Source organism: Streptomyces sp. NPDC025618 (assembly GCF_055558795.1).
Window position 1 is genome coordinate 57,998 of record NZ_JBVHLW010000008.1, and the last position, 23,904, is coordinate 81,901.

A 23,904-nucleotide genomic window follows, 5' to 3' on the forward strand; every position below is an offset into this window, starting at 1 on the left:
CGTGCTTGAACTGAGCCGGATCACCGCGGGTTACGAGCGACGGGCCCCCGTCGTGCGGGACGTCTCGCTGACCGTCGGGGCGGGGGAGGCCGTCGGACTGCTCGGCCCCAGCGGCTGCGGCAAGTCCACCCTCGCCAGGGTCGCCGCGCTGCTGCACCGGCCCTACTCCGGCAGCGTCGTCATCGACGGCACCCCCGCCCACGGCTGGCGCCACCGGGCCCCGCGCGAGCAGCGCACCGCCTTCGGCGTCGTCTTCCAGCAGCCGCGCCTCTCGGCGGACCCGCGGATGCGGCTCGCCGACCTGATCGCGGAACCGCTGCGGGCCACCGGGCGCCGCGCCGAGGCCGACGGGAGGACGGCCGAACTCGCCGGGCGCGTCGGCCTCTCCGCCGACCTGCTGCGGCGGCGGCCGCACGAGGTCAGCGACGGGCAGCTGCAACGCGCCTGCCTGGCGAGGGCGCTCGTGCTGCGCCCGCGCTGGCTGATCTGCGACGAGATGACGGCGATGCTGGACGCGTCCACGACCGCCGCTCTGGTGGCCGTGGTCGAGGAGTACCGCGCGGAGACCGGCGCGGGCCTGCTGGCCGTGGGCCACGACCGCACGCTTCTCGGCCGCTGGTGCGACCGTACGGTGCGGTGGGAGGAACTGGCGGACGCCGAGGCGCCCACCGTCGGCTGACGGCTACTTCCGGCTGCCCGCGCCGGTCAGTTCCCGCTCGGGCGTTGTGGAGGCCCGGGCCGCCGGGCGCGGCGCGGACGTCGCGCGGCGCACCGAGGCGACGGCGACGCCGGCGAGGACCAGCAGGCCGCCGAGCACCGCGCTGAGGGCGGGGACGTTGCCGAGGAACGCGGCGTCCAGGGCGAGCGCGGCGACGGGCACCGCGTACAGCACGAGCGAGGCGGTCGACGCGGTCGTCGCGCGCAGCGTGCGCGACCAGGTCCAGAAGGCCATGGCCGTGCAGCCCAGGCCCAGCCAGAGGACCGCCAGGGTGCGGTGGGTGTCGGCGGCCGCGACCTGGCCGACGGCGTCCGGAGCCGTCGCCAGCAGCGGGACGAGGCCGAACAGGCTGCCGTAGAAGACACATTCCGCGCCCGAATACTTCTTGAGCAGCGGCTTCTGGAGCGCGAACGACGTGGCCTGGGTGGCGGCCGCGAGGAGGACCATCAGCGCCCCCGTGAGAGAACCGCTTCCGGAGCCCGACGTGACCGCGACCAGCAGCGCACCGCACAGGGCGAGGCCGAGACCGGCCAGCCCGCGCCGCCCGGGGCGGTCGCCGAGGAAGGCCATGCCCAGCACGGTCGTGAAGACCGGGGAAGCGGCGATCAGCATGGCCGCGGTGCCCGCTTCCACGCTCTGCTCGCCGGCGCACAGCAGCACTTGGTACGCGGTCATCCCGGTGAGCCCGAAGGCCGCCATGCGCAGAACGTCCCCGCGCTCCAGGCGGCCGATGCGCTTGAGCGCCAGGCACGGCAGGAGCAGCACCACGGTGACGGCGATGCGCAGGAGCGCGATCGTGGTGGGCGAATAGTCCGGCAGGGCGACACGGATCGCGGTGAATGCCGACCCCCACAGCGCCGCCGTGGCCGCCATCGGAAGCCATGGGGTCGCCGCACGCTGTGCCGCCGTCATAGAAAACACCACCAGCTCGGTCAGGGACTGAGCTGTCAAATTAACAACGCCCGATCTATAAGGCAAATAACGAATTCTATTCGCATCTCAAAGAATGTCTTTGATGGAGGGTGGGGAATTCAGCGCCTGCGGACCAACGGGAAGGGCAGGGTCTCGCGGATCGAGAGCCCGGTCAGGAACATCACCAGCCGGTCCACACCGATTCCCAGCCCGCCCGTCGGCGGCATCGCGTATTCCAGGGCCCGCAGGAAATCCTCGTCCAGCTCCATCGCCTCGGGATCGCCGCCCGCGGCCAGCAGCGACTGCGCGGTCAGCCTGCGCCGCTGCTCGACGGGGTCGATCAGCTCCGAATACGCCGTCCCCAGCTCGGTGCCGAAGGCCACCAGGTCCCAGCGCTCGGCCAGGCGCGGATCGGCGCGGTGCGGGCGGGTCAGGGGCGAGACCTCGGTGGGGAAGTCCTTGTAGAACACCGGCAGGCCGGTCCGCTCCTCCACCAGCCGCTCGTACATCTCCAGCAGGATGTCCCCCCGCCGGTCGTCCGGCTTGTGCGGCACCCCCGCGGCGTCGCAGTGCCGCCGCAGCACCGCCACGGGCGTATCGGCGTCGATCTCCTCGCCGAGCGCCTCCGCCACCGCACCGTGGACGGTCTTCACCGGCCACGGGCCCGAGATGTCGTGCTCGACGAGCTTCCCGCCGCCGTCCGCGCGCAGAATGACCGCCGAGCCGTGGGCGGCGACGGCCGCACCCTGGATCAGCTCGCGCGTCAGGTCGAGCATCACGTCGTAATCGGCGAACGCCTGATACGCCTCCAGCATCGTGAATTCGGGATTGTGCTTGTACGAGACGCCCTCGTTGCGGAAGGTGCGCCCCATCTCGAAGACCTTCTCCATGCCGCCCACGCACAGCCGCTTCAGATAGAGCTCGGGCGCGATCCGCAGATAGAGGTCGAGGTCGTAGGCGTTGATGTGGGTGGTGAAGGGCCGGGCGTTCGCGCCACCGTGGACCTGCTGGAGCATCGGCGTCTCGACCTCCAGATAGCCCCGGTCGAGCAGCCCTTGGCGCAGCGCCTGCACGGTGGCGCTGCGAGCCCGCACGGTCTGCCGCGCCTCCGGCGAGACGGCCAGATCCACATAGCGCATCCGCACCCGCGCCTCCGGATCGCTCAGTCCCCGCCGCTTGTCGGGCAGCGGGCGCAGGCACTTGGCGATCATACGGCTCCGGGTCACGAAGACGGTCAGCTCACCGCGGTCGGTGGTGCCCACCTCGCCCTCGGCCTCGATATGGTCGCCGAGATCGACATGGGTGGCGAAGCGGCGCAGGCAGTCGTCCCCCGAGTCGTCGCGCGTGAAGGCCAGTTGAAGATCACCGGACCAGTCGCGGAGAACGGCGAAGGCGATGCCGCCGTGGTTGCGCACGAGCAGCACCCGGCCGGCCACGGTCACCCGCTCGCCCGTACGGGACGAGGGCGCGAGCCCCGGGTGCGCGGCCCGCACGGCGGCGAGGGTGTGGGTGCGCCGGGCGTCGACCGGATACGGGTCCACCCCGGCCTCCCGCAGCCGGTCCAGCTTCTGCCGCCTGACCCGCACCTGCTCGGGCAGGCCCGCGAGCTCGTCCTGCCCCTCCTCGCCGCCGGGGCCCTCGCCGCCCGCGAAGCCGAGCTCGGAGAGCGAGGGCAGGCCCGCGGTGGAGGCGGGGCTCGTGATGCCCCGCGCCCGGCCCCGGCCCCACAGCTTGCCCAGGCTGGGCACGGCGACGAAGCCCTCGGCGATGCCGGAGGCCAGCCCGATCCGGGCGAGGGCACCGGCGTCGGCGTAGCAGAGGAACCGCGGATGCCACTCCGGGTTGTATTTGACGTTCGACCGGTAGAGCGCCTCCAGCTGCCACCACTTGGAGAAAAACAGCAGCAGCTTCCGCCACAGCCGCAGCACCGGCCCCGCGCCGATCCGCGCGCCCTCCTCGAAAGCGGAACGGAACACCGCGAAGTTCAACGAGATGTGCTTGATACCGAACCGCCCCGCCTGCGCGCACAGCTGGGCGACCATGAACTCCATGACCCCGTTGGGCGCCGCCCGGTCGCGGCGCATCACGTCCAGCGAGACACCGTCACGGCCCCACGGCACGAACGACAGCAGCGCGATCATCTTCCCTTCGCTGTCGAACGCCTCGACCAGCAGGCAGTCACCGTCGGCCGGATCGCCCAGGCGCCCCAGCGCCATGGAGAAGCCCCGCTCGGTCTCTGTGTCCCGCCACGCGTCCGCGCGCCTGATGACCTCGCCCATCTCCTCGTCGGAGAGCGCCGAGTGCCGCCGGATCCGCGTGGTCGCGCCCGTGCGCTCCACGCGGTTGACCGCTTGCCGGGTCACCCGCATCTCCCGGCCGTCGAGGTCGAACGCGGCCACCTGAAGGATCGCCTCGTCACCCAGCTGCAGCGCGCCGAGCCCCGAGCGGGCGTACGCCTTGGCCCCCGCCTCGCTGGCCCCCATCACGGCCGGCTGCCAGCCGTACCGCCCCGCGAGCTCCAGCCAGGCGTCGATCGCCGGGGTCCACGCCTCCGGGTCGCCGAGCGGGTCCGCCGAGGCCAGACAGACGCCCGCCTCCACCCGGTAGGTGACGGCGGACTTGCCGCTGGGGGAGAAGACCACGGCCTTGTCACGGCGGGTCGCGAAATACCCGAGGGAGTCCAGGCCGCCGTAGCGGCTGAGGAGCGCGCGGATGCGCGGCTCCTCGTCGCCGTGCAGCGCGGCCTCCAGCCGCTGTGAACGGAAGAGCGTCATGGCCGCGTTGAGCAGCGCCAGCGCGCCGAGCAGCCCGAGCAGGAAGTACAGCCAGTGCGGCGGGTGCCCGGTGAAGTGCCGGCCGCTGACCAGACCGCCGCACACCTTGTTGGCCACGAACAGCAGCCGGTTGCCGCCGCCGCGCTCCAGCGAACCCGGGAACGCCGCCACCAGACCCCAGCCCACCAGGATGGCCACGGCCAGTCCCGCGATCAGCACCAGCAGCGCCCGCAGGAACGCCCCGCGCCGCGACGCCGCGTAGAACTCCCGCCGGGCCAGGATCAGCAGCGTCATCGCGGCGACACACAGCACCAGGGACGGGATCGTGTCCCAGTAACCCACCGCCAGCAGCAGCGCGTCCGCGATCAGCAGCAGGGAGAGATAGCCGAGGACGAACCAGAGGGTGACGCGCTTACGGGCCGCCATCGCCGTGGCGAGCAGCAGCAGGAAGACGGCGTAGGCGAGATTCGGCGCGGTGGGCACGGTCAGCGTGTCCAGGGCGTCGGTCAGGGGGCGGGCCGCGCGCCGCAGCGGCACGATCAGCGAGGTGATGGCGCAGAACAACCCGAGCAGCCCGAAGAAGACCGCGAACCCGTTGGGCACCCGGTGCAGCAGCCGTTGCCAGGCGGTGCCCCGCCCCTCGCTGCTCTCCCGGCCTCCGGCCCCCGCCGTGGCGGGGGGCGCCGCCGCGTGTGGGCTGTCCGGGGCTGTACGGCTCATTCCGTCAGCCTAGGCAAGGCCCGGCCCGCCTGCTCGCCGAACGCCTGCCCCGGTCTTCCCGGCGACCGGCCGCGTCCGTAGGGAAGCGCGACCGCGTCCCCGTCGTGGGGCTCCGGACCTCGCCGCCCGGCCGGCGCGCTTCCGCTGCGGAGAGGCCCGAGCCCGTTCCCGCTCATCCCAGGCCGCCCTCCCGGCATCCGGCCGACGGTCCGCCGATGCCGACTTCGCTTGCGCCGATCTTGTCCGCGCGGCCGTCGCCGCGCTCCCGGCCGGGCGCACTCCCACCCGATTGGAGTACACGCTCTTCGCAGGTCCAGGGCGTGTGATGGGCCAGACTGGCGGAAAAACCACTCCGCCTCAGGAGGCTCACCGTGGCCGTTTCGATCTCCATGGTCGTACTGCTTCTGATCATGGCGGTGGTGTTTCTCCGCAGCGGCGCGCTGCGGGTCTCCCACGCACTGGTCTGCGTTCTGCTCGGATTCCTCCTCTCCAGCACGAGCATCGCCCCGACGCTGGCCCACGGGCTCTCGGCCACCACGACGTTCGTCAGCGGCGTACGGCCCTGACGCCCCGGCCGACGCTGCGGCCGGCCAGGGCAGGGGGTGGTGCTACCGCCCGATCTCGACGTCCTCCAGCACGCCCAGGGCGTCCGGCACGAGGATGGCCGCCGAGAAGTAGGCACTCACCAGGTAGGACGAGACGGCCTGCTCGTTGATGCCCATGAACCGCACATTGAGACTGGGCTGGTATTCGTCCGGGATGCCGGTCTGGTGGAGGCCCACCACACCCTCGTTCTCCTCACCGGTGCGCATCGCGAGGATCGAGCTGGTCCCCGACTCGCTGATCGGGATCTTGTTGCACGGCAGCAGCGGCACCCCGCGCCAGGAACGGACGGCCGACCCCAGGACCTCCATGTTCTTCGGGTAGAGGCCACGGCTGCTGCACTCCCGGCCGAAGGCCGCGATGGTGCGCGGATGCGCCAGCAGATACTGCGTCTTACGGCGCCGGGACAGGAGCTCGTCGAGGTCGTCGGGGGTGGGCGGGCCGGTGCGGGTGTGGATGCGCTGGCCGAGGTCGGCGTTGTGGAGCAGCCCGAACTCGGGGTTGTTGACCATCTCGTTTTCCTGGCGCTCGCGCAGGGCTTCGATGGTCAGGCGCAGTTGCTGCTCGACCTGGTTCATCGGGTCGTTGTAGAGGTCCGCGACGCGGGTGTGCACCCGCAGGACCGTCTGGGCCACGCTCAGTTCGTACTCGCGCGGGGAGAGTTCGTAGTCGACGAAGGTGCCGGGGATGACCGGCTCTCCCTTGTGGCCGGAGGCCACGGCGATGTCGGCCTCACCGCGGTGGTTCTGCGCCGGCCGGGGGCGGGAGGCGAAGCCCTCCACGTGGGCGCGCAGCGCCTCGGAGCGGTCGGCCAGCTCCTGGAAGGTCTGGAGAGGGAGTGCCAGGACCGTGCAGCGCGTGACGGCCGTGACGGTGAACGGCCAGGTGGCGTCCGGCTCCAGTGGCACACGCTCGCCGAAGTAGTCGCCGTCGGCCAGCACTCCGAGCACCGTGTCGTCCCCGTATTTACCGGGGCCCGTCTTGTTGAGCTTGCCGTGGGCGATCAGGAAGACCTGGTCCGCGGGGGCGCCGGCCTGGACCAGGGTGTCGCCCGCCGCGTACTGACGCTGGACGAACCCGTCCGCCAGCGACTCCAGCACGGCGTTGTCCTCGAAGCCGCGCAGCAGGGGCAGTTCGCCCAGCTCCGGGGGGATGACCCGGATTTCCGCCCCGGTCGAGATGAACTCGACCCTGCCGTCGCCGACGGTATAACTCAACCGCCTGTTCACCCGGTAGGTGCCCGCGGACACCTGGACCCAGGGCAGCACACGCAGGAGCCAGCGGGAGGAGATCCCCTGCATCTGCGGTACGGACTTCGTCGTGGTGGCGAGCTGCCGTGCCGCCGGAGTGCCGAGGCTCAGCTGCGACTGACCCGGCTGCTCATCGGACACGGACTCCACTGACGTGGTCATGGCTGGTTATCACCCATCTGTAGCGATTGTCTGGATGCTTGCGCTGTCCGACGCGATACGTGTGCGCTGGGCCGGGGGTATCGGAATCCGGCCCCGGTCCGGATTTCAGTGCCCGATTTCCACGTCCTCGAGAATTCCCAGGGCGTCGGGAACGAGAACGGCGGCCGAATAGTAGGCGCTCACGAGGTACGAGATGATGGCCTGCTCGCTGATTCCCATGAACCGCACCGAAAGGCTCGGGCGGTATTCGTCGGGAATTCCCGTCCGGTGCAGACCGACCACGCCCTGGGATTCCTCCCCGGTGCGCATCACCAGGATGGAGCTGGTGCCCGCTTCGGTGACGGGGATCTTGTTGCACGGGAAGATCGGGACGCCGCGCCAGGCGGGCACCGCGTGCCCGTTCACGTCCACGCTGTCGGGATAGATGCCCCTGCTGTTGAACTCGCGGGCGATCGCCGCGATCGTGCGCGGGTGCGCGAGGAAGAACGCGGGGTCCTTCCACACGGTGGCCAGGAGCTCGTCGAGGTCGTCGGGGGTGGGCGGCCCGGTGCGCGTGTGGATGCGCTGCTTGAGGTCGGCGTTGTGGAGCAGCCCGAAGGCGCGGTTGTTGACCATCTCGTTTTCCTGGCGCTCGCGCAGGGCTTCGATGGTCAGGCGCAGCTGCTGCTCGACCTGGTTCATCGGCTCGTTGTAGAGGTCCGCGACGCGGGTGTGCACTCGCAGGACCGTCTGGGCCACGCTCAGTTCGTACTCACGCGGGGAGGTTTCGTAGTCGGCGAAGACACCCGGCAGCGGCGGCTCGCCGGTGTGGCCCGACGCGACGGCGATGGCCGACTCGCCGTGCTCGTTCTGCGGGAGGCCGACGGTGGCGTGGAAGGCCGCGACATGGGCACGGAGCTCTTCCGACGCGGAGAGCAGCTCCTGGAACGCCTGGCGGGGGAGGGTCAGCACCGTGCAGGCGGTGACGGCCTTGGCGGTGAAGTCCCAGGTCTGCTCCTCCTCCGCGGCGACCGCCTCGTCGCCGAAATACTCGCCGTCCGCCAGCAGGTCGAGCACGGCTGTGTCGCCGTACTCGCCCTCGCGCTCCTTGTCGATCTTGCCGTGGGCGATCAGGACGACCTGGTCGGCCGGCTGTCCGGCCTCCACGAGCACGTCGCCGGGCTGGAACTCGCGCTGGGTGAAGCGGCCCGCCAGGGCCTCCAGCGTCGCCGCGTCCGTGAAACCCCGCAGCAGCGGCAGCTCGCCCAGCTCGGCCGGGATGACCCGGACCTCCGAGCCCGTGGAGACGAACTCCACCCGGCCGTCGCCCAGCGTGTGTGTCAGCCGACGGTTGACCCGGTAGGAACCGCCGGGGACGTGAACCCAGGGCAGCAGGCGCAGCAGCCACCGTGAGGTGACGCCCTGCATCTGCGGCACGGTTTTGGTCGTGGTCGCCAGATTGCGCGCGGCCGCGGTGCTCAAACTCAGGGGGGCGGTACCGCTATTGTCCGCGGTGCCGGTCTCCACTGATGTCGTCATGATGCGAATGCCCACCCATCCATTGCGAAATGCCCATTGCGGACCCGACGATTCTTTTCCGCTGATTTTTCGCTCGTGCACCTTCGAAGCTAGCAGCGGGAATCGCGTGGCACAGTCACTCACATGGGTGGATTGATCGACGATGTTAAGTTCGGATAAAAATTCCGATTCCGTTGGCGACCGGGCGCTCACCCCCGCCCGACGGGTGGTTGCGGACCGTGGTGCGCCCGTCGTCAGGGTCGCGCGTCACCAGGGTGCTCGACCCGCCGCCGTCCAGGTTCACCGCGTCGTCCGCTCCGAGGTCCCGCATGAGGGCGGCCAGTTCGGCGACGGTCATGCCCGAGCGGTATTCGGTGCCGCCGTCCAGGGCGAGAAGGAGGAACCGCCGGCCGCCCCCACCCGTGCCCGCCGAGGTCCGCACCGCCGCCGTCGAACGGTTCAGCCCCGCCAGGGGTCTGCCACCACGCAGCACCGGGAAGCCGCCGATGGCGAAGCGGAGCGCTCCCCGCCCCTTGGACTCCAGCCGCTCCTCGACCTTCACCGAGTCGCCGACCCGCAGTTTGCGGAGCTCCTTCGCGCCCCCTTCGCGCCCCACCAGGACCGTCGACCCGGAGGGGATCGCACCGCGCCCGGGGGTCTTCGCCACCTCCGTCACGCGGTTGTGCCGCACGGTCAGTTCATAGGTGTTGGCGCTGCACGGAGCCGACCGGTCGGTGTTCGTCCCGCACGTCGCCCGGCGCCGCGAGGCCGTGCCCCAGTCCGGGGTGTACGCCCCGATCCCGCCCACCGGCAAGGCGTACTGGTTCAGGCCGCGCAGCGTCAGCTTCCTGCCCTTGGCCGTCACCGTGCCCGCCAGGGTCAGGCGGTCCAGCCGGGCCTTGCCGTCCGTCCCGACGCCGATGACATCCCGGGTCGACGCACCCGGCGGCATCGCCGGCCCGAAGCGCTGACCGTCGGGCACCGCCGCGCCGAGCCGGTGGCCCCTCGCGATGGACGGCCCCACCGGGGCGCCCGTCGCCTCGACCCCGGGGTGCTGGGACTCGGTGATGTTGAAGAAGTCGCCGTTGACCCCGCCGACCGCGCCGCTCCGGTCGGCCATGTGGGACACCGTGGACCGCGCGGCGACCGATCCGGGGTAGAGCAAATCCAGGGAGACGCCCGGCTCGCGGAGGTCGACGGTCAGCAGATGCCCGTACGTGGGTCCGTGCGAGGCCGACAGGGCGAAGTCCCGGTATTCGACCCCAGGTGCCACAGAGGTCGACGCGCCCAGCCGTAGTGCCTGCCGTGTGCCGGCGTCCGCCGCGTCCGCCCAGGCCGTACCTCCCGCTACCAGCGCCGCCCACGCCACCAGAACCGTCAGCCCCGCGCGCACGCGGCTTCTGCATCCGCTCACAGTCTCCCCAGAGGTCCCATCAACTCTGGCACGATGCAAGAGAGTTCACCATGCCCCGAAAGAACGACAGGGAACGCGCCGACGTCGACGCGGGCAACTCTTGCCACTTCCCTGCCCTTTGGCCCTGTGGCCCCGGATACTCGCAGGAGACAGCTCGTGCGGGCCGCCGCCACCGCCGCGGACGCCCCCGATCCGGGAGAGTCGCCATGACCCCTCGTACGCGCCGCGCAGCCGTCGTCACCCTGGGAGCCGCCCTCGCCGGCTGCGTCGCGGGACCCGCCTTCGCCCAGCCGGCGGACGCGGCGCCCGGCGCGGGCGCCGCGCGGGGCAAGCCGCCGCTGCGCCGTGCCCACGCGCACAACGACTATGAGCACCTCCACCCGCTCACCGACGCGCTCTCCCACGGCTTCGGCAGCGTCGAGGCCGACATCTGGCTCGTCGGCGACAAGCTCCTGGTCGCGCACGACGCCTCCGAGCTCGACCCCACGCGCACCCTGGAGTCGCTCTACCTCGACCCGCTGCTGCGCCGGGTCAGATCCGGGCACGGCCGGGTCTACCCGGGGTACGACTTCTCCTTGCAACTGCTCATCGACATCAAGACCGCGGGCGGTCCGGCCTACCGGGAGCTCTCCCGGCATCTTCGGCGCTACCGCTCGATGCTGAGCGTGTGTGACAACGGCCGGATCCGGCGCGGCGCGATCACCGCCGTCGTCTCGGGTGACCGGGGCGCTCGTGGCCCCATGGAGGAGGAGCGGGTGCGGCACGCCTTCTACGACGGCCGCCTCACCGATCTCGGCAGCGGCGTCCCCGCCTCCTTCGCCCCGCTCGTCAGTGACGACTGGAACCTCAACTTCGCCTGGCAGGGCGTCGGTCCGATGCCCGGACGGGAGCGTGCCAAGCTGCTGCGGCTCGTCTCCACCGCGCACGCCGAACACCGGCAGGTGCGTTTCTGGGCCACGCCCGACCAGCCCGGCGTGGCACGTGACGCCCTGTGGCACGAACTGCTCGCCGCGGGTGTGGACTATCTCAACACGGACGACCTCGCCGGCCTTGAGGCATTCCTGCGCGCGCGCCGCTGAGCGACCCGCGTAAGGTTCGACAAGCACCGGCAAATCGTATGATTATGGCTGTTTTCCTCGAGGCTGCCACGCGGAACGGGCGCGTGTTTTCCCACCCTGGAATGTCGCGGTCCTGGGCGGAGCGTGTGGCGGTACCGTCACCGCGCGGTGACGACGGCCGACGGCCGGGAACGCTGGACCGTATGGCCACTCCACCGGGACCGCCGTACGGCCCGCCCGCGAGCCCACCGCCCCCGCCCTCCGCCCCGCCTCCGGGCGGGTTCGGGCCGGGTCAGCCGCCGTGGGAACCGGAGCCGCCGTCGGGCGGTGGCGGACGGCGGACGGTGATCGCCGTGACCGTGCTGGTGGCGATCGCGGCGGTCGCGCTGGGGGCGGTGCTGATCATCGGGGACAAGGGCGAGAAGGGCGACGAGCCCGGCCATGGGCCCTCGGCCGGCCCGTCGCCCTCGCTCACCCTCCCCAGCGGATTTCCCTCGGAGCTGCCGACGCATCTCCCCAGCCGGCTGCCGACGACTCTGCCGTCCGGATGGCCCAGCGGCCTTCCGACGAGCCTGCCCAGCGGATTCCCCACGGAGTTGCTGCCGTTGCCCGTCGACGACCGCGAGAACCGGGCCGCCGTGCGGGCCGGTGCCGTCACTGGGCCGGTACGGCCTGGATGTCCAGCTCGATCCTGATCGTCGCACCGATCATGACGATGCCGCGCTGGAGCATCGAGCGCCAGTCCAGGGTGAAGTCCTCGCGGTGCAGCTCGGTCGAGGCCGAACAAGCGGTGCGGGTCTCGCCCATGATGCCGGTGCCGATGCCCAGGTAGCGGGTGTCGAGCGCGACGTTGCGGCTCACCCCGTGCAGATTGAGCACACCCTGCACCGTCCACCGGGACCCGCCGCGGTGCACGAACCGCTCACTGGTGAACTGCATGTAGGGGAACTTGGCGACGTTCAGGAACTCGGCCGAGCACAGGTGCTCGTCACGCTGCTTGACTCCCGTGTCGATGCTCGCCGTCTCGATCACCACATCGATGCGGGACTGTTCCATGTTCTCGGCGATCCACAGTGTGCCCTCGAACCGGTTGAACCGGCCGTGCACCTCGGCGAGCCCGATGTGCCGGGAGATGAAGCGCACGGCCGTGTGGTCCGGATCGATGCGCCACGCGCCGGGAGCGGGCATGGCCGGAGCGGGCGCCGGTTCCATACCCACCGGTTCGAGGGAGGTGCGGGCGCCCTCCGTGGACGTGAAGGAGCGCCGTACAGGCTGGAATCCTTCGGCCGTCACGGCGACGGTGTACTCGCCGGGCGCCATGGTCGTCGCGAACCGGCCGTGCGGATCGGTCTGCCCGTGGACCACTTCCTGACCGTTGAGATCCCGCACGGATACTTCCGCTCTGTGCAGCGGTAGCTGGACCGGATCGAGCACCAGGCAGTCGAGAGCCCCCGCGCCGTGCGGAATCGGAGCGACCTCCTGGTGGAGGGAACGCTTACGACGGCGCAGCAGGGCGAAAACCATCCCGAAGGGCCTTTCTCTGATCAGAAGGTGATGTACCTGTAGATCACCATATTCCTGCACTGAAAGGCAAAATTTTGACAACCTCCTGGGAAAGTGTGAATTTCGCCCACTCTTGCCTTTGATTTATGGCCAGAGCGGGGGCTTCTCAGGATGTGGCCTTCTGTCAGCCCTCCTGCGAACCCTCCGTCAGTACGGCGAGAGCGGACGCGGGATCGTCCTCGCAGGGTCCTGCGGGCTGCCAGCGACCGCTCTCCTTGCGGTACGGCCACCATCGGCCGTCGCGTCCGTAACGCAGCTGTGCGTCCGAGCCGACCGCCGTCCAGCGGTTGCGCGAGGCGCGCAGTACCGGCACCGTCCCGGCTTCCCGGGCGGCAGCCAGTTGCGCGCCGGCGCGCGCGAGGTCCTCGGCCCCCGGTGCCCATGCGTCCTCCAGGACCGACAGCGCGGCGGGCCCTCCGTGGCCCCACGCCCGTACGGCCTGGGCGAGCCCGGCGCGGTCGCGGCCGCAGCCCGACGCGAGCCGTGCCGCGACACCGGCCGGCGGTCCGGAGGCGGCGAGGCGCACGGTGTCCTGCCACAGGCTCGGTTCAGCTCCTACGGGCGACCGCTCGTGGCCTGGCGCGAGGGCCTCGGCCAGCAGCAGCCGGGCCCGCGCGGCCGCGTCCGCGACGAGGAACTCCAGTGCCTCGGTATCCAGCCCCGGGGCCGGGGCGGTGTCGCCCGACAGCACGGGCGGGCGGCCCGCGGTCTCCACCGGGGGCGGCGGGCCGGGCAGCGGTGGTACGAGGAAGCCCGCCTCGAACACCTCGCGGGCCGGGACACCCGCGGGGACGTCGGCGCCCGGCTCCGGCGTATGCGCCGTGGTGCGCGCGGAGTTGCGGGCCTGGAGCTCGTCCAGCAGCTCGTGTTCCCCGCGCCCGCGGATCAGCAGCAGGACGAACGGATCCTGGTCGAGGATCCGTGCCACCTGATGGCACAGGGCCGCTGTGTGCGGACAGTGGTCCCACGCCCCGCAGCCGCACTCGGGCTCCAGATCGCCGATGCCGGGCAGCAGCTCCACGCCGGCGGCCAGCGCGTCCTCCGCGAGGTGCGGCGGTATGTCGTGGTCGAGCAGTGCCGCGATATGGCCGGCGCGGTCGGCCACCAGGCCGAGCAGCCGGTCCCAGTCGGCCGCCGAGAGTTCCTGGACCATCACATCGGAGCGGTACGGCGTGCCGTCACGGTCGCGGACCAGCGCGGTGATCCGGCCCGGCCGCACCGACACCGCGCCCACCGCCCCCGCACGGGCGTGCCTGCGCCCCGACTTCACCTGACGGCCGTCCAGAGCGGCGTCCTCCAGGGCCTTGAGCCAGGCCCGCCCCCACCAGCTCCGGGCGAAGCTCTGCCCGGGCTCGGGAGGCAGGGCGGGGAAGGTGAGTTCGGTGCCGCCGGTGCTGTCGTGTCCGGTCATCGGCCGGTCCCCCTCAGTGCGACGAGTTCGGTGAGTTCGGCGACGGTGAGTTCGGTCAGGGCGGTCTCCGCGGAGGAGCCCAGGACGGAGTCCGCGAGGGCCTGCTTGCGCGCGAGCATCTCGGCGATCCGGTCCTCGATCGTCCCCTCGGCGATCAGCCGGTGCACCTGCACGGGCTGGGTCTGGCCGATGCGGTACGCGCGGTCGGTCGCCTGTGCTTCCACCGCGGGGTTCCACCAGCGGTCGAAGTGCACCACATGGCCCGCCCGGGTGAGGTTCAGCCCCGTCCCGGCCGCCTTCAACGACAGCAAGAAGACCGGAACTTCACCGTCCTGGAAGCGCCGGACCATCTCCTCGCGCCGTGGCACCGGCGTACCGCCGTGCAGCAGCTGCGCGGTCACACCCCGGGACGTCAGGTGCCGCTCCAGCAGCCTGCCCATCCGGACGTACTGCGTGAAGACCAGGACGCTCACTCCTTCGGCCAGAATCGTGTCCAGCAGTTCGTCGAGCAGCTCGACCTTGCCCGAGCGGCCCCGGATGCGCGGGGTGCCCTCCTGGAGGCCGTCCTCCTTGAGGAACTGCGCCGGGTGGTTGCAGATCTGCTTCAGGCCGGTGAGCAGCTTGACGATCAGGCCACGCCGCTCGAAGCCGTCCGCGGCCTCCACCTCGGCGAGCATCTCCCGCACCACGGCCTCGTAGAGAGCCGTCTGTTCCTTGGTGAGCGCGACCGTGCGATCGGTCTCGGTCTTGGGTGGCAGCTCGGGGGCGATGCCCGGGTCCGACTTGCGCCGGCGCAGCAGGAACGGGCGGATGAGCGCGGCGAGGCGTTCGGCCGCGCCGGGATCCACGCCGCCCTCGACGGCCTGCGCGTAGCGCCGGCGGAAGCCGCCGAGGGAGCCCAGGATGCCGGGCGTCGTCCAGTCGAGGATGGCCCACAGCTCGGAGAGGTTGTTCTCCACCGGAGTGCCGGACAGCGCGACGCGGGCCTTGCCGCCGATGGTGCGCAGCTGCTTCGCGGTGTCGGAGTGCGGGTTCTTGACGTGCTGGGCCTCGTCGGCGACGACCAGGCCCCAGCCGGCCTCTCCCAGTCGCCGCGCGTCCAGCCGCATCGTTCCGTACGTGGTGAGGACGAACTCGCCGTCCGCCAGGCCGTCCAGACTCCGCGCGGGGCCGTGGAAGCGGCGCACGGGCGTACCGGGGGCGAACTTCTCGATCTCACGCTGCCAGTTGCCCATCAGGGAGGTCGGGCAGACGACCAGGGTTGGTCCGGCCGCGTCCCGCAGCGTCCCGCGGTGCAGATGCAGGGCGATGACCGTGATGGTCTTGCCGAGACCCATGTCGTCGGCGAGGCAGCCGCCCAGCCCCAGCGAGGTCATGCGGTGCAGCCAGTCGAGTCCTCGCAGCTGGTAGTCGCGCAGGGTGGCGGCGAGCGCGGGGGGCTGCGCGAGTGGTTCCTGAGCACTCTCCGGGTCGGCGATACGGTCGCGCAGCGCCGCCAGCCAGCCGCTCGCCCGGACGTCGACGAACTCTTTGGCGCCCCCGGGGCCTTCCGTCTGCGTATGTCCCGTCAGGGCCGCGCCGAGCGCTTCCACGGGGGTGAGCTTGCGGTCCTGCCGGCCCTGGGCGCGGCGTACGGACTCCGGGTCGAGGAGCACCCACTGGTCGCGCAGGCGCACGGCCGGGCGGCTGGCCTCCGCGAGGCGGTCCAGTTCGGCCTGCGTCAACTCCTCGTCGCCCACGGCGAATCGCCAGCTGAAGGTGAGCAGCGCGTCGGCCGACAGCAGGGAGGGCATCGCCGAACGGTCGTCGTCCCGGCCGTGGCCGTCGTCGTCCTGCGGGCCGACGACGGCGTACGAGGTGAGCTTGCGGGCCATTTCCTTCGGCCAGTGCACCTGGACGCCGGCGGCGTCCAGCGCCTCGGAGGCCGCGCCGAGCAGTTCGCCGACCTCTTCGTCGGCGAGGTCGAGGGCGTCGGGGGCCGGGGCCGACAGCAGGGGAGCGAGAGCGGGCCAGGCGTGGGCGGCGCGGCGCAGGGCGAGCAGCGCGTTCATGCGTGCTCCCTTGCCGAGCGAGGCCGTGAGGGGCGAGGCGCCGGACCATACGTCGGCCGCGTCCGCGACGAGTGCCGGGTCGGCGAGGCTGTGCAGTTGGAGCACGGCGCGGAACCGCGGGGAGGCGTCCTGTGCGTCGGTGAGTCCCAGCACCTCGACGCGGAGGGACAGCCGTACGCCGGCGTCGTGTCCGGCTGCCACGCTGTCCGCCCACGCGCGCTGTTCGGGCATGCGCCGGGGCTCGGCGGCGGCGAAGGCGGGGCCGCCCGCCGCGACCGCGGCGGCGGGAGTGCGCGGCAGGCCGTCGGCCACGGCGTCCAGGAAGGCGCGTACGAGCCGTTCGGGCTCGGGGAGCAGCAGGGGGCCGCCGCCGTCGTGCGGGAGCGGCACGCAGTGCGCGGCGGGCGGCATGGCGGCCGCCAGCTCCCGGATCCGGGTCATGTCCTCGGGGGCCAGCGGTCCGACGCGCCAGGCGTCGTGGTCCGTCGCCGTCAGCCCGGGGAGCAGGCGGCCGCGGGCGGCCAGTTGCAGGGCGAGCACTGCCGCCGTACCCCAGAAGGTGGCCGCCTCGTCGGCGCGTGCCGCGCGGGCGCGGGTGAGGACCGGCACGGCTTCACGCACGGGCATCACCACGGCCCGGACCGTCGTGGTGGAGACGCCGGTGCCGTCGTCGACGGCGACGGTCAGTTCCTCGACGCCGCCCGGTGCGGCGGGCGGGTCCTCGTCCGGCCGCCAGAAGGCCACGCGGCCGGTGCGTGCCGGGTCACCGGGGAGGAAGACCGCCGAGCACTGTGCGAGCCGGGAGATCTCGGAGGGCGTTGCGGCAGGGGGTGGTGTCACTGGGCTGAGCATTCCTCAAATTTGACTAGTGGAGCTCGGAGCGGCCGAGGATACAGGGAAGCCCTGCCGGAAGCGCCTCCTCCGCGTGTGACGCGCGACACGTGCCGCCCGTGGTCTCGCCGGGGTGCACCCAGCCCCCCGCGGCCAGGGGGGAATGCCCCCGGCGGTTCCGGGTGGTGCCGCCATGGCTGCCGGACGCCCCGGATCCGTACGTTCTGTGAGGTCAGCCCACCGGTCCGAACTCCCCGGAGCCCTCATGCGCCAGGCCGCCACCCCGCTCGCGGAACGCGCCGCGGGCAGCGATTTCGCGCCGCTCCTGCGCCTGGTCCGGGAGGAAGGACTCCTCGGCCGGCGCAGGGGCAGGTACGCGTTCACCATCGCAGCCGACCTGCTCGCACTCGCCGCCACGGCCGCCGGCACCGCGCTCGTGGGGGACACCTGGTGGGCCGTCCTGCTGGCCGTGCCCGCCGCCGTCTTCTGCGCCCGGATCGCCTTCGTCGGCCACGACAGCGGGCACGCGCAGATAGCCGCCACCCGGCGCGCCAACCGCGTACTCGGCCTCCTGCACGCGAACCTCCTGCTGGGCATGAGCTACGCCTGGTGGAACGACAAGCACATCCGTCACCACGCCAACCCCAACCACATCGACAAGGATCCGGACGTCGGCGTCGGCGCGCTCGTGTGGACGCAGCGACAGGCCGCACAGCGGCAGGGATTCACCCGCTGGCTCACCCGCCACCAGGCCCGGCTCTTCTTCCCCATGCTCCTGCTCGAAGGCATCGCCCTGAAGGTTTCGAGTGTGCGTGACCTCATAAGGCAGGAGGCACGCGATCGGCGCGTCGAAGCGGCACTTCTCACCCTGCACACGGTGGGCTACGCGACGCTCCTGCTGTCCGTACTGTCCCCCGGCAAAGCGCTGGTCTTCGCGCTGGTCCACCACGCGCTGTTCGGCCTCCATCTCGGCATGGTCTTCGCGCCCAACCACAAGGGGATGGACATGCCGGACCCGGACGGGGAGCGCTGGGGGCATCTGCGCCGCCAGGTCGTCACCTCACGGAACGTGCGGGGCGGCGCGCTGACCGACTGGTTCATGGGCGGACTGAACTATCAGATCGAGCACCACCTCTTCCCCAGCATGCCCAGGCCCCACCTGCGGCTCGCCCGGCCCCTCGTCCGCGCGCACTGCCGCGCGGTCGGGCTGCCCTACACCGAGACCGGACTGGTCGATTCCTACCGGCAGGCGCTGGGCCACATGCACGAGGTCGGTGCCCCGCTCCGGACCGGGTGAGGAACCGAACGGAACCCCGGGGCGTTCTCCAGGGCGAGCGGCAGCCGTCGCGAAGGAGGCACGGACATGAGCAACAGGACCAAGGTCGCCGTCGCCGGTGTGGTGGCGGGAGTGATCCTGCTGTGGCTGCATCCCTGGGTGGGCCTGCTGGTGCTGCTGGCGGTGCCGGCCGCCGCCTATCTGCTGCTGGACCCCGCACAGCGCAAAAGGCTCCGCAGGGTGTCCCGCAAGCAGCTGGGGCGCTAGCCGGTGAAGGCCGGGGCGAGGGCGGCGGTCATGGAGAGCCGGGGGCTCCCGGAGCCGTCCGCCGGGACGGTCCACAGGTCGGAGCCGTAATCCCCGGGCAGGGAGTAGACGAGGGTGTGCCCGTCCCGCCAGATCGCCTGGTCGTCGACGTTCCGGTGTTCGGCCGTGGCACTCTCGCGCAAGGTACGCAGATCCAGGACGTACAGCCGCCAGGGTGCGTCGGAGGAGGCGCCCTCGACGCGCTTCTTATAGGCGATACGCGTTCCGTCGGGTGAGAGGGAGGGGCACTCGACGTTGGCGTGCAGGGTACGCAGCGTCCGGTCGGAGCGGTCGCCGCGTACGAGATAGGTCCGCCCGCCGGTGGCGACGGTCGCGTAGAACCGGGTGTCGTCGGCGAAGGTGACGCCCCAGACGTTGAGATCGGATGCCCGGTGGAGGCGGCCGTCCAGGAAGAACCGGTACTCCTCGAGGTCGCGGTCCAGGCTCCAGGCGCGGGTGTCGAGCACCGAGGTGCGGGTGGAGAAGGCCGTGCCCGCGTAGGAGTCGCCGCTGACGAAGACCGTCCAGGCCACGCTCCGGCCGCTCGGGGATACCCGGGCCCGGGTGGGGATGCCCGCCAGATCGTAGTGGCGCAGCTCGCGCAGGTGCGCGTCGAGCACCACGGCGCGGTAGCTGTCGCGGAGCCTGCCGTGCACCGCTTGGAGGCAGATGCCGGTGCCCGCGGCCGCGTGGAAACGCAGGCAGCGCACTCCGGAGGAGGTACGCTGCCCGGCCGGGTCGTCCGCGGAGACCGTGGAGATCTCGTCGCGGTGCGGACCCCAGGCCATGTTGCGGAAGACGCTGAGCCCCGGAGCGTCCAGGGCGACCTTCCCGGCGCGTACGCGCGGGCCGCCCGGTTGCGCGCGGTCCTTCTCGGCCGACCGTCCGGCGGCGTGCAAGGTGGCGCCCACGGCGACACCGCCAAGGATCAGTACGGCGGCGAGCAGGGCCAGGATGCGGTTCTTGCGGTTCAACGGACAGGCTCCGGTAGGGCGTCGGGCGAGGGGCGCAGCAGCAGGGCGCTGACGGCGACGGAGACGGTGAGACCGGTCGCCGCCGCGCCCAGCGCCACGTGGTCGCCCCAGGTGGTCCAGGCCACACCGAAGGCGATCGAGCACACGAAACGGGCGGCTGCCTGACCTGTCTGGACCACCGCGAGCCCCGTGCCACGGATCGACGCGGGCACGGCGTCGGCGGTCACGGCGGCCAGCACTCCGTCGGTCGCCGCGTAGAAGCTGCCGTGCAGCGCGAGCACGACGAAGGCGAGCGTCGTCGAGTCGCCGAGCGGGGCGACCAGCAGGCCGTACGCGGTGAGCAGTGCCAGGTGGCCGCAGAGGAACAGCCTGCGGCGGCCCACCCGGTCGGCGATCGTCCCGAAGGGCACGGCCAGCAGGAGGAACGCCGCGGCTGTTCCCAGCGGCAGCAGCGGGAACCACGTCTCGGAGAGGTCCAGGCGCCGCTGGAGGGTGAGGTAGAGGAACGAGTCGCTGACGGTCGTCAGCCCCAGCAACGCGGCACAGCAGGTGAGCCGGCGCACCGACGGCCGACGCAGAACGGCCCGTAGGGGCGCGCGGCCGACGGCCGGTTCAGCCGGCGCGGGAGCGGCCCGGTGCCCCGGGACGAACAGCAGGAGCACGAGGACGCCCAGCGCCGCGACGCAGCCGCTGACGGTGAAGACGGCGTCGTAGCCGTCGGCCGCCGCCCGCAGGATCACGAAGGCGAGGAGCGGGCCGAGCAGGGCCCCGGCGGTGTCCATCGCGCGGTGCACGCCGAACGCCCGCCCTCGGGTGCCCGGTTCGCAGGCCAGGGAGATCATGGCGTCGCGTGGCGCGGTGCGCAGCCCCTTACCCGTACGGTCCGCCGCGAGCACGGCGCCGATCAACGGCACGCTGTGCGCCACCAGCAGGAGGGGCTTGCAGAAGGCGGAAAGACCGTAGCCGACCGCGGCGACCGCCTTGTGGCTCCCGCCGCCCCGGTCGGAGACCCTGCCGCCGATGAGCCGTACGAGCGCGCTGACGCCATTGTAGACGCCGTCCAGGAGGCCGAAGCCGAGCGGGGACAGGCCGAGCCCCGCGACGAGGTAGAGCGGCAGGACGGCGGTGACCATCTCCGAGGAGATGTCGGTGATCAGGCTGACGCTGCCCAGAGCGAGCACGGCTCCGGGCACCAGTGCGGCCCGCCGGCCGGGGAGGGGGTGCCGGCCGGCGGTTTCGGAAGGTTCCGGGGTGGTGCGGCTGTCCGCGAGATACACGGTCAGTTGTTCCAGATGCCGGTGATGTCCTTGCCGTCCGCGGCGTTGCCGGCGTGCGAGGTGCCGTACATGTCCTCGACCGTGCGCAGGAGGTCGTAGTGGTTGTAGGTGGCGTCGGAGGCCGAACCGGCCTGCACGGGCTGTCCGTAGAGGACCGTCGGGATGCGGTTGCCGCTCAGCCGGTTGTCCTCGTCGAAGGTGACCAGCAGCAGGCTGTTGTGGGTCTTGGCCCAGTCGGCATAGCTCTTGAGATTCTTCTGCAGCCAGGTGTCACCGGTGCCCACGGAGCAGTCGTGCATGTCGCTGCACAGATTCGGGACGACGAAGGAGACCGTCGGCAGCTTGCCGAAGTCGCCGGGGAAGGCCGTCATGGTGTGCGCCGTGCTGGTGGGGACGTTGTCGAAGCCGAACCAGGGGTTGTGCTTCTGGGCGTACTTGCCGCTCTTGCACGTGGTCGAACCCTCGCCCGGCAGGGACTCGTTGTAGCTGGCCCAGGTCCTGCCCGTGGCCAGGAGCTCGGAAGCGAGGTTCGGCGCGTCGCTGAATCCGGGGGTGACACAGCTGTCGTCGGTGACGCCCTGGGTGTCCCCGGAGAACAGGGCGTAGTAGTTCGGCTGGCTGGGGTGGGTCTCGGCGTACGACGCGGTCAGGCTGGCGCCCCCGGAGACCAGGGAGTTGATGTACGGGGCGCTGGAGCTGCCGATGACCTGGTCGTAGGCGTGGTTCTCGAAGACGACGACCACGACGTGGTCCGGCGTGGGCACGGCCGTCGCGGCCGAGGAGTCCGTGGCCCACAGCCCGAGGGACGCGGCGGCGAGCCCGAAGGCTGTGGTCAGGGCGGCGAGACGGCGGCGGGGAAGGCGCGGGGCGCGGGACTGGCTGGCTGCGGCGGGCACGGGTCCTCCGTACGGGGTGGGCGTCAGCGCGCAGGCGAAGTGGACGTGGGGAGGCGGGGGGTGGGGCCTGCGGGTTCGCTGGCAGCGTAGAGCGTTGAGGATGACATGTACACGCCTTCCAGGTGACGGGGGCGGGAACAGTGGCCGAGCGGAGCGCGACCCGTGACTGTCAGTGCCGGTGGTTAGAGTCGGATCGTCGACGTCGCGCGTGAACGGGGCGCGGCAGCGGGGTTGCCATAAGGGGGAACGGATGATGTCGGGAACGGTCAAGGCCGTGTGCCGCGGCCCGGAGCACGAGTTCAGCAAGCCCGTACGGGAGAGCATCGTGCTGCTGGAGGGGCTGGGCGTGGAGGGGGACGCCCACTCGGGGGTGACGGTGCGGCACCGCTCGCGAGTCGCTCAGGATCCCGGCCGGCCCAACCTCCGTCAGGTCCACCTGATCCACGAGGAGTTGTTCGACGAGGTCGGTGAGGCGGGCTTCACGGTGAGGGCCGGGGAGCTGGGGGAGAACGTCACCACGAGCGGCATCGACCTGCTCGGACTGCCGCGCGGGACGCGGCTGCGCCTCGGTGACCGGGCCGTCGTGGAGGTGACCGGACTGCGCAATCCCTGCCTTCAGATCGAGGCGTTCCAGAAGGGGCTGCTCAAGCAGGTCGCCGGCCGCGACGAGCACGGCACGGTGGTCCGCAAGGGAGGCATCATGGGCATTGTCCTGACGGGTGGCGAGGTCAGGCCCGGCGACTCCATACGCGCCGAACTTCCGCCCGAGCCGCACCTTCCGCTGGAACGCGTCTAGGCCGTCCCGGAGCTGGGCTGTGCGCTCCGGCGGGTCAGGCGGCGGGCAGGCCCAGCAGCGACCGGGCCACATGCTGCGGTGTCTGGCCGTGCTCGCGGGCCAGCGCGATGACCGCACGGCAGGCGAGCTCGTTCACGCCGAAGCAGAGTGCCTCCGGGGAGACCCAGCGGGCGGCCTCCGCGCTGGTCTCGTGATCGTCCTCGGCGCAGGCCGCCACATAGGCCGCCGCCGCCTCGAAGAGGTTGCTCCGGCGTCCCGCGGACGGCGGCGGCACAGGCGGCTGCCAGGCCACTTCGATGCGCTTGCGGAGCCTGTCGAACACGTCGATCACCTGCCCCCGTGAGCCGGATGCCCTGCGGTCGTTCAAGTGTGCCCGGCGCCCGTAGAGTTGAACCTCCGACGAACGAAGGGGTAACCGCCGAGTGAAGCGCTTCGACTGGCTCAGGGAGATCCGGCGGCTGGACCCGGAGAAGGACTTCCTGCGGATCTACCGGATCACCGCCACCCTCGAGTTCCCCTGGGACGTGACCCGCGCCCTCGAGCTCGCGCTCTACCGGACGTACGCCGTGCCCAGCATCGGCAGCCTCCTCGCCGCGACCGGAGAATTCCCCGACCGCACGCAGAAGCGCTACGACGACACGGCGCTGCTGCTGGACGCGGTCGTCGAGCACGGCTTCGACCACCAGAGTGGCCGGTCGGCGATCCGCCGTATCAATCAGATGCACCGCGGTTACGACATCAGCAATGACGACATGCGGTACGTCCTCAGCACCTTCGTGGTCGTCCCCGCAAGGTGGATCGACACGTACGGCTGGCGTCGCCTGTCCGAGCACGAGCGGCACGCGCTCGCCACGTACTACCGCACCCTCGGCGAGCACATGGGCATCCAGGACATCCCCCGGTCGTACGCCTGCTTCCAGCGCTTCCTCGACGAATACGAAGACGCCCACTTCGGCTGGGACGAGGGCGGGCGGAGAGTCGCGGACGCCACCCTCGATCTGATGGCGTCCTGGTATCCGCGTGCCCTCGCCCCGCTGGTGCGCGGGGCGGGCAGGGCCCTCCTGGACGAGCCGCTGCTGCGCGCGTTCCGCTACGAACAGCCGCACCCTGCCGCCCGTGCGCTGGCGCACGGCGCTCTGCGCGCCCGGGCGAAGGCCGTCCGGCTGCTGCCGCCACGCCGGACTCCTCACTACGTCCGCCAGAACCCCGAGATCAAGGGCTATCCGAACGGCTACGACATCGCGGCACTCGGCACATTCCCCACCCGCCGGTCCGGCGCGAACGCCCCCACCTGCCCGGTCCCTCACGGACGCCCGCGCCCGGACGCCGCCGCGCAGTGAGCTGACAACCTCCCGCCGCGGGGGCCTACTGGACTCGCCGGAGATATCAGTGTGTCCGATGAGGAGAAGGCGTGC

Annotated in this window: 20 protein-coding genes; 7 read left to right on the forward strand and 13 right to left on the reverse strand. The window is 71.6% G+C overall.

Translation table 11 applies throughout. The annotated features are described in order from the left end of the window. Nucleotide 1 precedes the first annotated feature (1 nt). Nucleotides 2-679 carry an ABC transporter ATP-binding protein gene (locus ACZ4A5_RS10395; RefSeq protein WP_467580881.1) on the forward strand — a complete coding sequence of 226 codons (678 nt, stop codon included), beginning with the start codon at nt 2-4 and terminating at the stop codon, nt 677-679. Nucleotides 680-682: 3 nt separating this feature from the next. On the opposite strand, the gene ACZ4A5_RS10400 is transcribed toward ACZ4A5_RS10395, so the two are convergent. Continuing rightward, a complete protein-coding gene (locus ACZ4A5_RS10400) occupies nt 683-1,669 on the reverse strand; it encodes a DMT family transporter (protein WP_467580887.1) in 987 nt (328 codons plus the stop codon). Between the two features lie 80 nt (nt 1,670-1,749). Further along, complete coding sequence (gene lysX / locus ACZ4A5_RS10405) at nt 1,750-5,124, reverse strand: bifunctional lysylphosphatidylglycerol synthetase/lysine--tRNA ligase LysX (protein ID WP_467580890.1); 3,375 nt, start codon at nt 5,122-5,124, stop codon at nt 1,750-1,752. Between the two features lie 371 nt (nt 5,125-5,495). On the opposite strand from lysX, the gene ACZ4A5_RS10410 reads away from it, so the two are divergent. Continuing rightward, nucleotides 5,496-5,690 (forward strand): hypothetical protein, encoded by a 195-nt coding sequence (locus ACZ4A5_RS10410; RefSeq protein WP_361520260.1) that lies wholly within the window; start codon nt 5,496-5,498, stop codon nt 5,688-5,690. A gap of 42 nt (nt 5,691-5,732) precedes the next feature. Here ACZ4A5_RS10410 and ACZ4A5_RS10415 read toward each other — a convergent pair whose 3' ends face one another. The 3 genes from ACZ4A5_RS10415 to ACZ4A5_RS10425 all read right to left on the reverse strand — a co-directional run bounded on the left by ACZ4A5_RS10415 (nt 5,733) and on the right by ACZ4A5_RS10425 (nt 10,029). Next, on the reverse strand, nt 5,733-7,139 hold the full coding sequence (locus ACZ4A5_RS10415; protein ID WP_467580895.1) for a family 2B encapsulin nanocompartment shell protein: 1,407 nt from the start codon (nt 7,137-7,139) through the stop codon (nt 5,733-5,735). Nucleotides 7,140-7,244: 105 nt separating this feature from the next. Next, nucleotides 7,245-8,657 carry a family 2B encapsulin nanocompartment shell protein gene (locus ACZ4A5_RS10420; protein ID WP_467580898.1) on the reverse strand — a complete coding sequence of 471 codons (1,413 nt, stop codon included), beginning with the start codon at nt 8,655-8,657 and terminating at the stop codon, nt 7,245-7,247. 145 nt (nt 8,658-8,802) lie between these two features. Then, the gene (locus ACZ4A5_RS10425) at nt 8,803-10,029 is read right to left on the reverse strand and encodes a phosphodiester glycosidase family protein (RefSeq protein ID WP_467580902.1); all 1,227 of its coding nucleotides are present in this window, start codon (nt 10,027-10,029) and stop codon (nt 8,803-8,805) included. A 227-nt stretch (nt 10,030-10,256) separates the two neighbouring features. On the opposite strand from ACZ4A5_RS10425, the gene ACZ4A5_RS10430 reads away from it, so the two are divergent. Then, a complete protein-coding gene (locus ACZ4A5_RS10430; protein WP_467580905.1) occupies nt 10,257-11,129 on the forward strand; it encodes a phosphatidylinositol-specific phospholipase C/glycerophosphodiester phosphodiesterase family protein in 873 nt (290 codons plus the stop codon). Nucleotides 11,130-11,400: 271 nt separating this feature from the next. On the opposite strand, the gene ACZ4A5_RS10435 is transcribed toward ACZ4A5_RS10430, so the two are convergent. The 4 genes from ACZ4A5_RS10435 to ACZ4A5_RS10450 all read right to left on the reverse strand — a co-directional run bounded on the left by ACZ4A5_RS10435 (nt 11,401) and on the right by ACZ4A5_RS10450 (nt 16,973). Beyond that, nucleotides 11,401-11,766 (reverse strand): hypothetical protein, encoded by a 366-nt coding sequence (locus ACZ4A5_RS10435; RefSeq protein ID WP_467580907.1) that lies wholly within the window; start codon nt 11,764-11,766, stop codon nt 11,401-11,403. Further along, complete coding sequence (locus ACZ4A5_RS10440) at nt 11,763-12,632, reverse strand: YceI family protein (RefSeq protein ID WP_467580910.1); 870 nt, start codon at nt 12,630-12,632, stop codon at nt 11,763-11,765. Before ACZ4A5_RS10440 ends, ACZ4A5_RS10435 begins: the two co-directional genes overlap by 4 nt. Before the next feature lie 163 nt (nt 12,633-12,795). Further along, nucleotides 12,796-14,082 carry an SWIM zinc finger family protein gene (locus tag ACZ4A5_RS10445; protein WP_467580913.1) on the reverse strand — a complete coding sequence of 429 codons (1,287 nt, stop codon included), beginning with the start codon at nt 14,080-14,082 and terminating at the stop codon, nt 12,796-12,798. Beyond that, nucleotides 14,079-16,973 carry a DEAD/DEAH box helicase gene (locus ACZ4A5_RS10450; protein WP_467580916.1) on the reverse strand — a complete coding sequence of 965 codons (2,895 nt, stop codon included), beginning with the start codon at nt 16,971-16,973 and terminating at the stop codon, nt 14,079-14,081. Before ACZ4A5_RS10450 ends, ACZ4A5_RS10445 begins: the two co-directional genes overlap by 4 nt. A gap of 256 nt (nt 16,974-17,229) precedes the next feature. On the opposite strand from ACZ4A5_RS10450, the gene ACZ4A5_RS10455 reads away from it, so the two are divergent. Both ACZ4A5_RS10455 and ACZ4A5_RS10460 read left to right on the forward strand, forming a co-directional pair. After that, entirely contained in the window at nt 17,230-18,261 is a 1,032-nt protein-coding gene (locus tag ACZ4A5_RS10455) for a fatty acid desaturase family protein (RefSeq protein WP_467580919.1), read from the forward strand. A 66-nt stretch (nt 18,262-18,327) separates the two neighbouring features. Then, on the forward strand, nt 18,328-18,507 hold the full coding sequence (locus ACZ4A5_RS10460; protein WP_467580922.1) for a hypothetical protein: 180 nt from the start codon (nt 18,328-18,330) through the stop codon (nt 18,505-18,507). On the opposite strand, the gene ACZ4A5_RS10465 is transcribed toward ACZ4A5_RS10460, so the two are convergent. From ACZ4A5_RS10465 to ACZ4A5_RS10475, 3 genes are read right to left on the reverse strand one after another with little or no spacing between them, the layout of a single operon-like run. Next, on the reverse strand, nt 18,504-19,520 hold the full coding sequence (locus tag ACZ4A5_RS10465) for a TolB family protein (RefSeq protein WP_467580925.1): 1,017 nt from the start codon (nt 19,518-19,520) through the stop codon (nt 18,504-18,506). The genes ACZ4A5_RS10460 and ACZ4A5_RS10465 overlap by 4 nt on opposite strands. Continuing rightward, nucleotides 19,517-20,797, reverse strand: coding sequence for an MFS transporter (locus ACZ4A5_RS10470; protein WP_467580928.1), 1,281 nt, complete (start codon nt 20,795-20,797; stop codon nt 19,517-19,519). Before ACZ4A5_RS10470 ends, ACZ4A5_RS10465 begins: the two co-directional genes overlap by 4 nt. 2 nt (nt 20,798-20,799) lie before the next feature. After that, on the reverse strand, nt 20,800-21,633 hold the full coding sequence (locus ACZ4A5_RS10475) for an alkaline phosphatase family protein (RefSeq protein ID WP_467581241.1): 834 nt from the start codon (nt 21,631-21,633) through the stop codon (nt 20,800-20,802). 310 nt (nt 21,634-21,943) lie between these two features. Here ACZ4A5_RS10475 and ACZ4A5_RS10480 point away from each other — a divergent pair, with 310 nt between their 5' ends. Further along, complete coding sequence (locus ACZ4A5_RS10480; RefSeq protein WP_467580931.1) at nt 21,944-22,489, forward strand: MOSC domain-containing protein; 546 nt, start codon at nt 21,944-21,946, stop codon at nt 22,487-22,489. A gap of 34 nt (nt 22,490-22,523) precedes the next feature. On the opposite strand, the gene ACZ4A5_RS10485 is transcribed toward ACZ4A5_RS10480, so the two are convergent. After that, nucleotides 22,524-22,811, reverse strand: coding sequence for a hypothetical protein (locus tag ACZ4A5_RS10485; RefSeq protein ID WP_467580934.1), 288 nt, complete (start codon nt 22,809-22,811; stop codon nt 22,524-22,526). A gap of 100 nt (nt 22,812-22,911) precedes the next feature. On the opposite strand from ACZ4A5_RS10485, the gene ACZ4A5_RS10490 reads away from it, so the two are divergent. Then, nucleotides 22,912-23,829, forward strand: coding sequence for an oxygenase MpaB family protein (locus tag ACZ4A5_RS10490; protein WP_467580937.1), 918 nt, complete (start codon nt 22,912-22,914; stop codon nt 23,827-23,829). Nucleotides 23,830-23,904 lie beyond the last annotated feature (75 nt).

Coding starts and splice junctions, on each gene's coding strand:
- ACZ4A5_RS10480 (WP_467580931.1), top strand. CDS start 21,944: ATGATGTCGGGAACGGTCAAGGCCGTGTGCCGCGGCCCGGAGCACGAG.
- ACZ4A5_RS10440 (WP_467580910.1), bottom strand. CDS start 12,632: ATGGTTTTCGCCCTGCTGCGCCGTCGTAAGCGTTCCCTCCACCAGGAG.
- ACZ4A5_RS10430 (WP_467580905.1), top strand. CDS start 10,257: ATGACCCCTCGTACGCGCCGCGCAGCCGTCGTCACCCTGGGAGCCGCC.
- ACZ4A5_RS10415 (WP_467580895.1), bottom strand. CDS start 7,139: ATGACCACGTCAGTGGAGTCCGTGTCCGATGAGCAGCCGGGTCAGTCG.
- ACZ4A5_RS10455 (WP_467580919.1), top strand. CDS start 17,230: ATGCGCCAGGCCGCCACCCCGCTCGCGGAACGCGCCGCGGGCAGCGAT.
- lysX (WP_467580890.1), bottom strand. CDS start 5,124: ATGAGCCGTACAGCCCCGGACAGCCCACACGCGGCGGCGCCCCCCGCC.
- ACZ4A5_RS10445 (WP_467580913.1), bottom strand. CDS start 14,082: ATGACCGGACACGACAGCACCGGCGGCACCGAACTCACCTTCCCCGCC.
- ACZ4A5_RS10420 (WP_467580898.1), bottom strand. CDS start 8,657: ATGACGACATCAGTGGAGACCGGCACCGCGGACAATAGCGGTACCGCC.
- ACZ4A5_RS10460 (WP_467580922.1), top strand. CDS start 18,328: ATGAGCAACAGGACCAAGGTCGCCGTCGCCGGTGTGGTGGCGGGAGTG.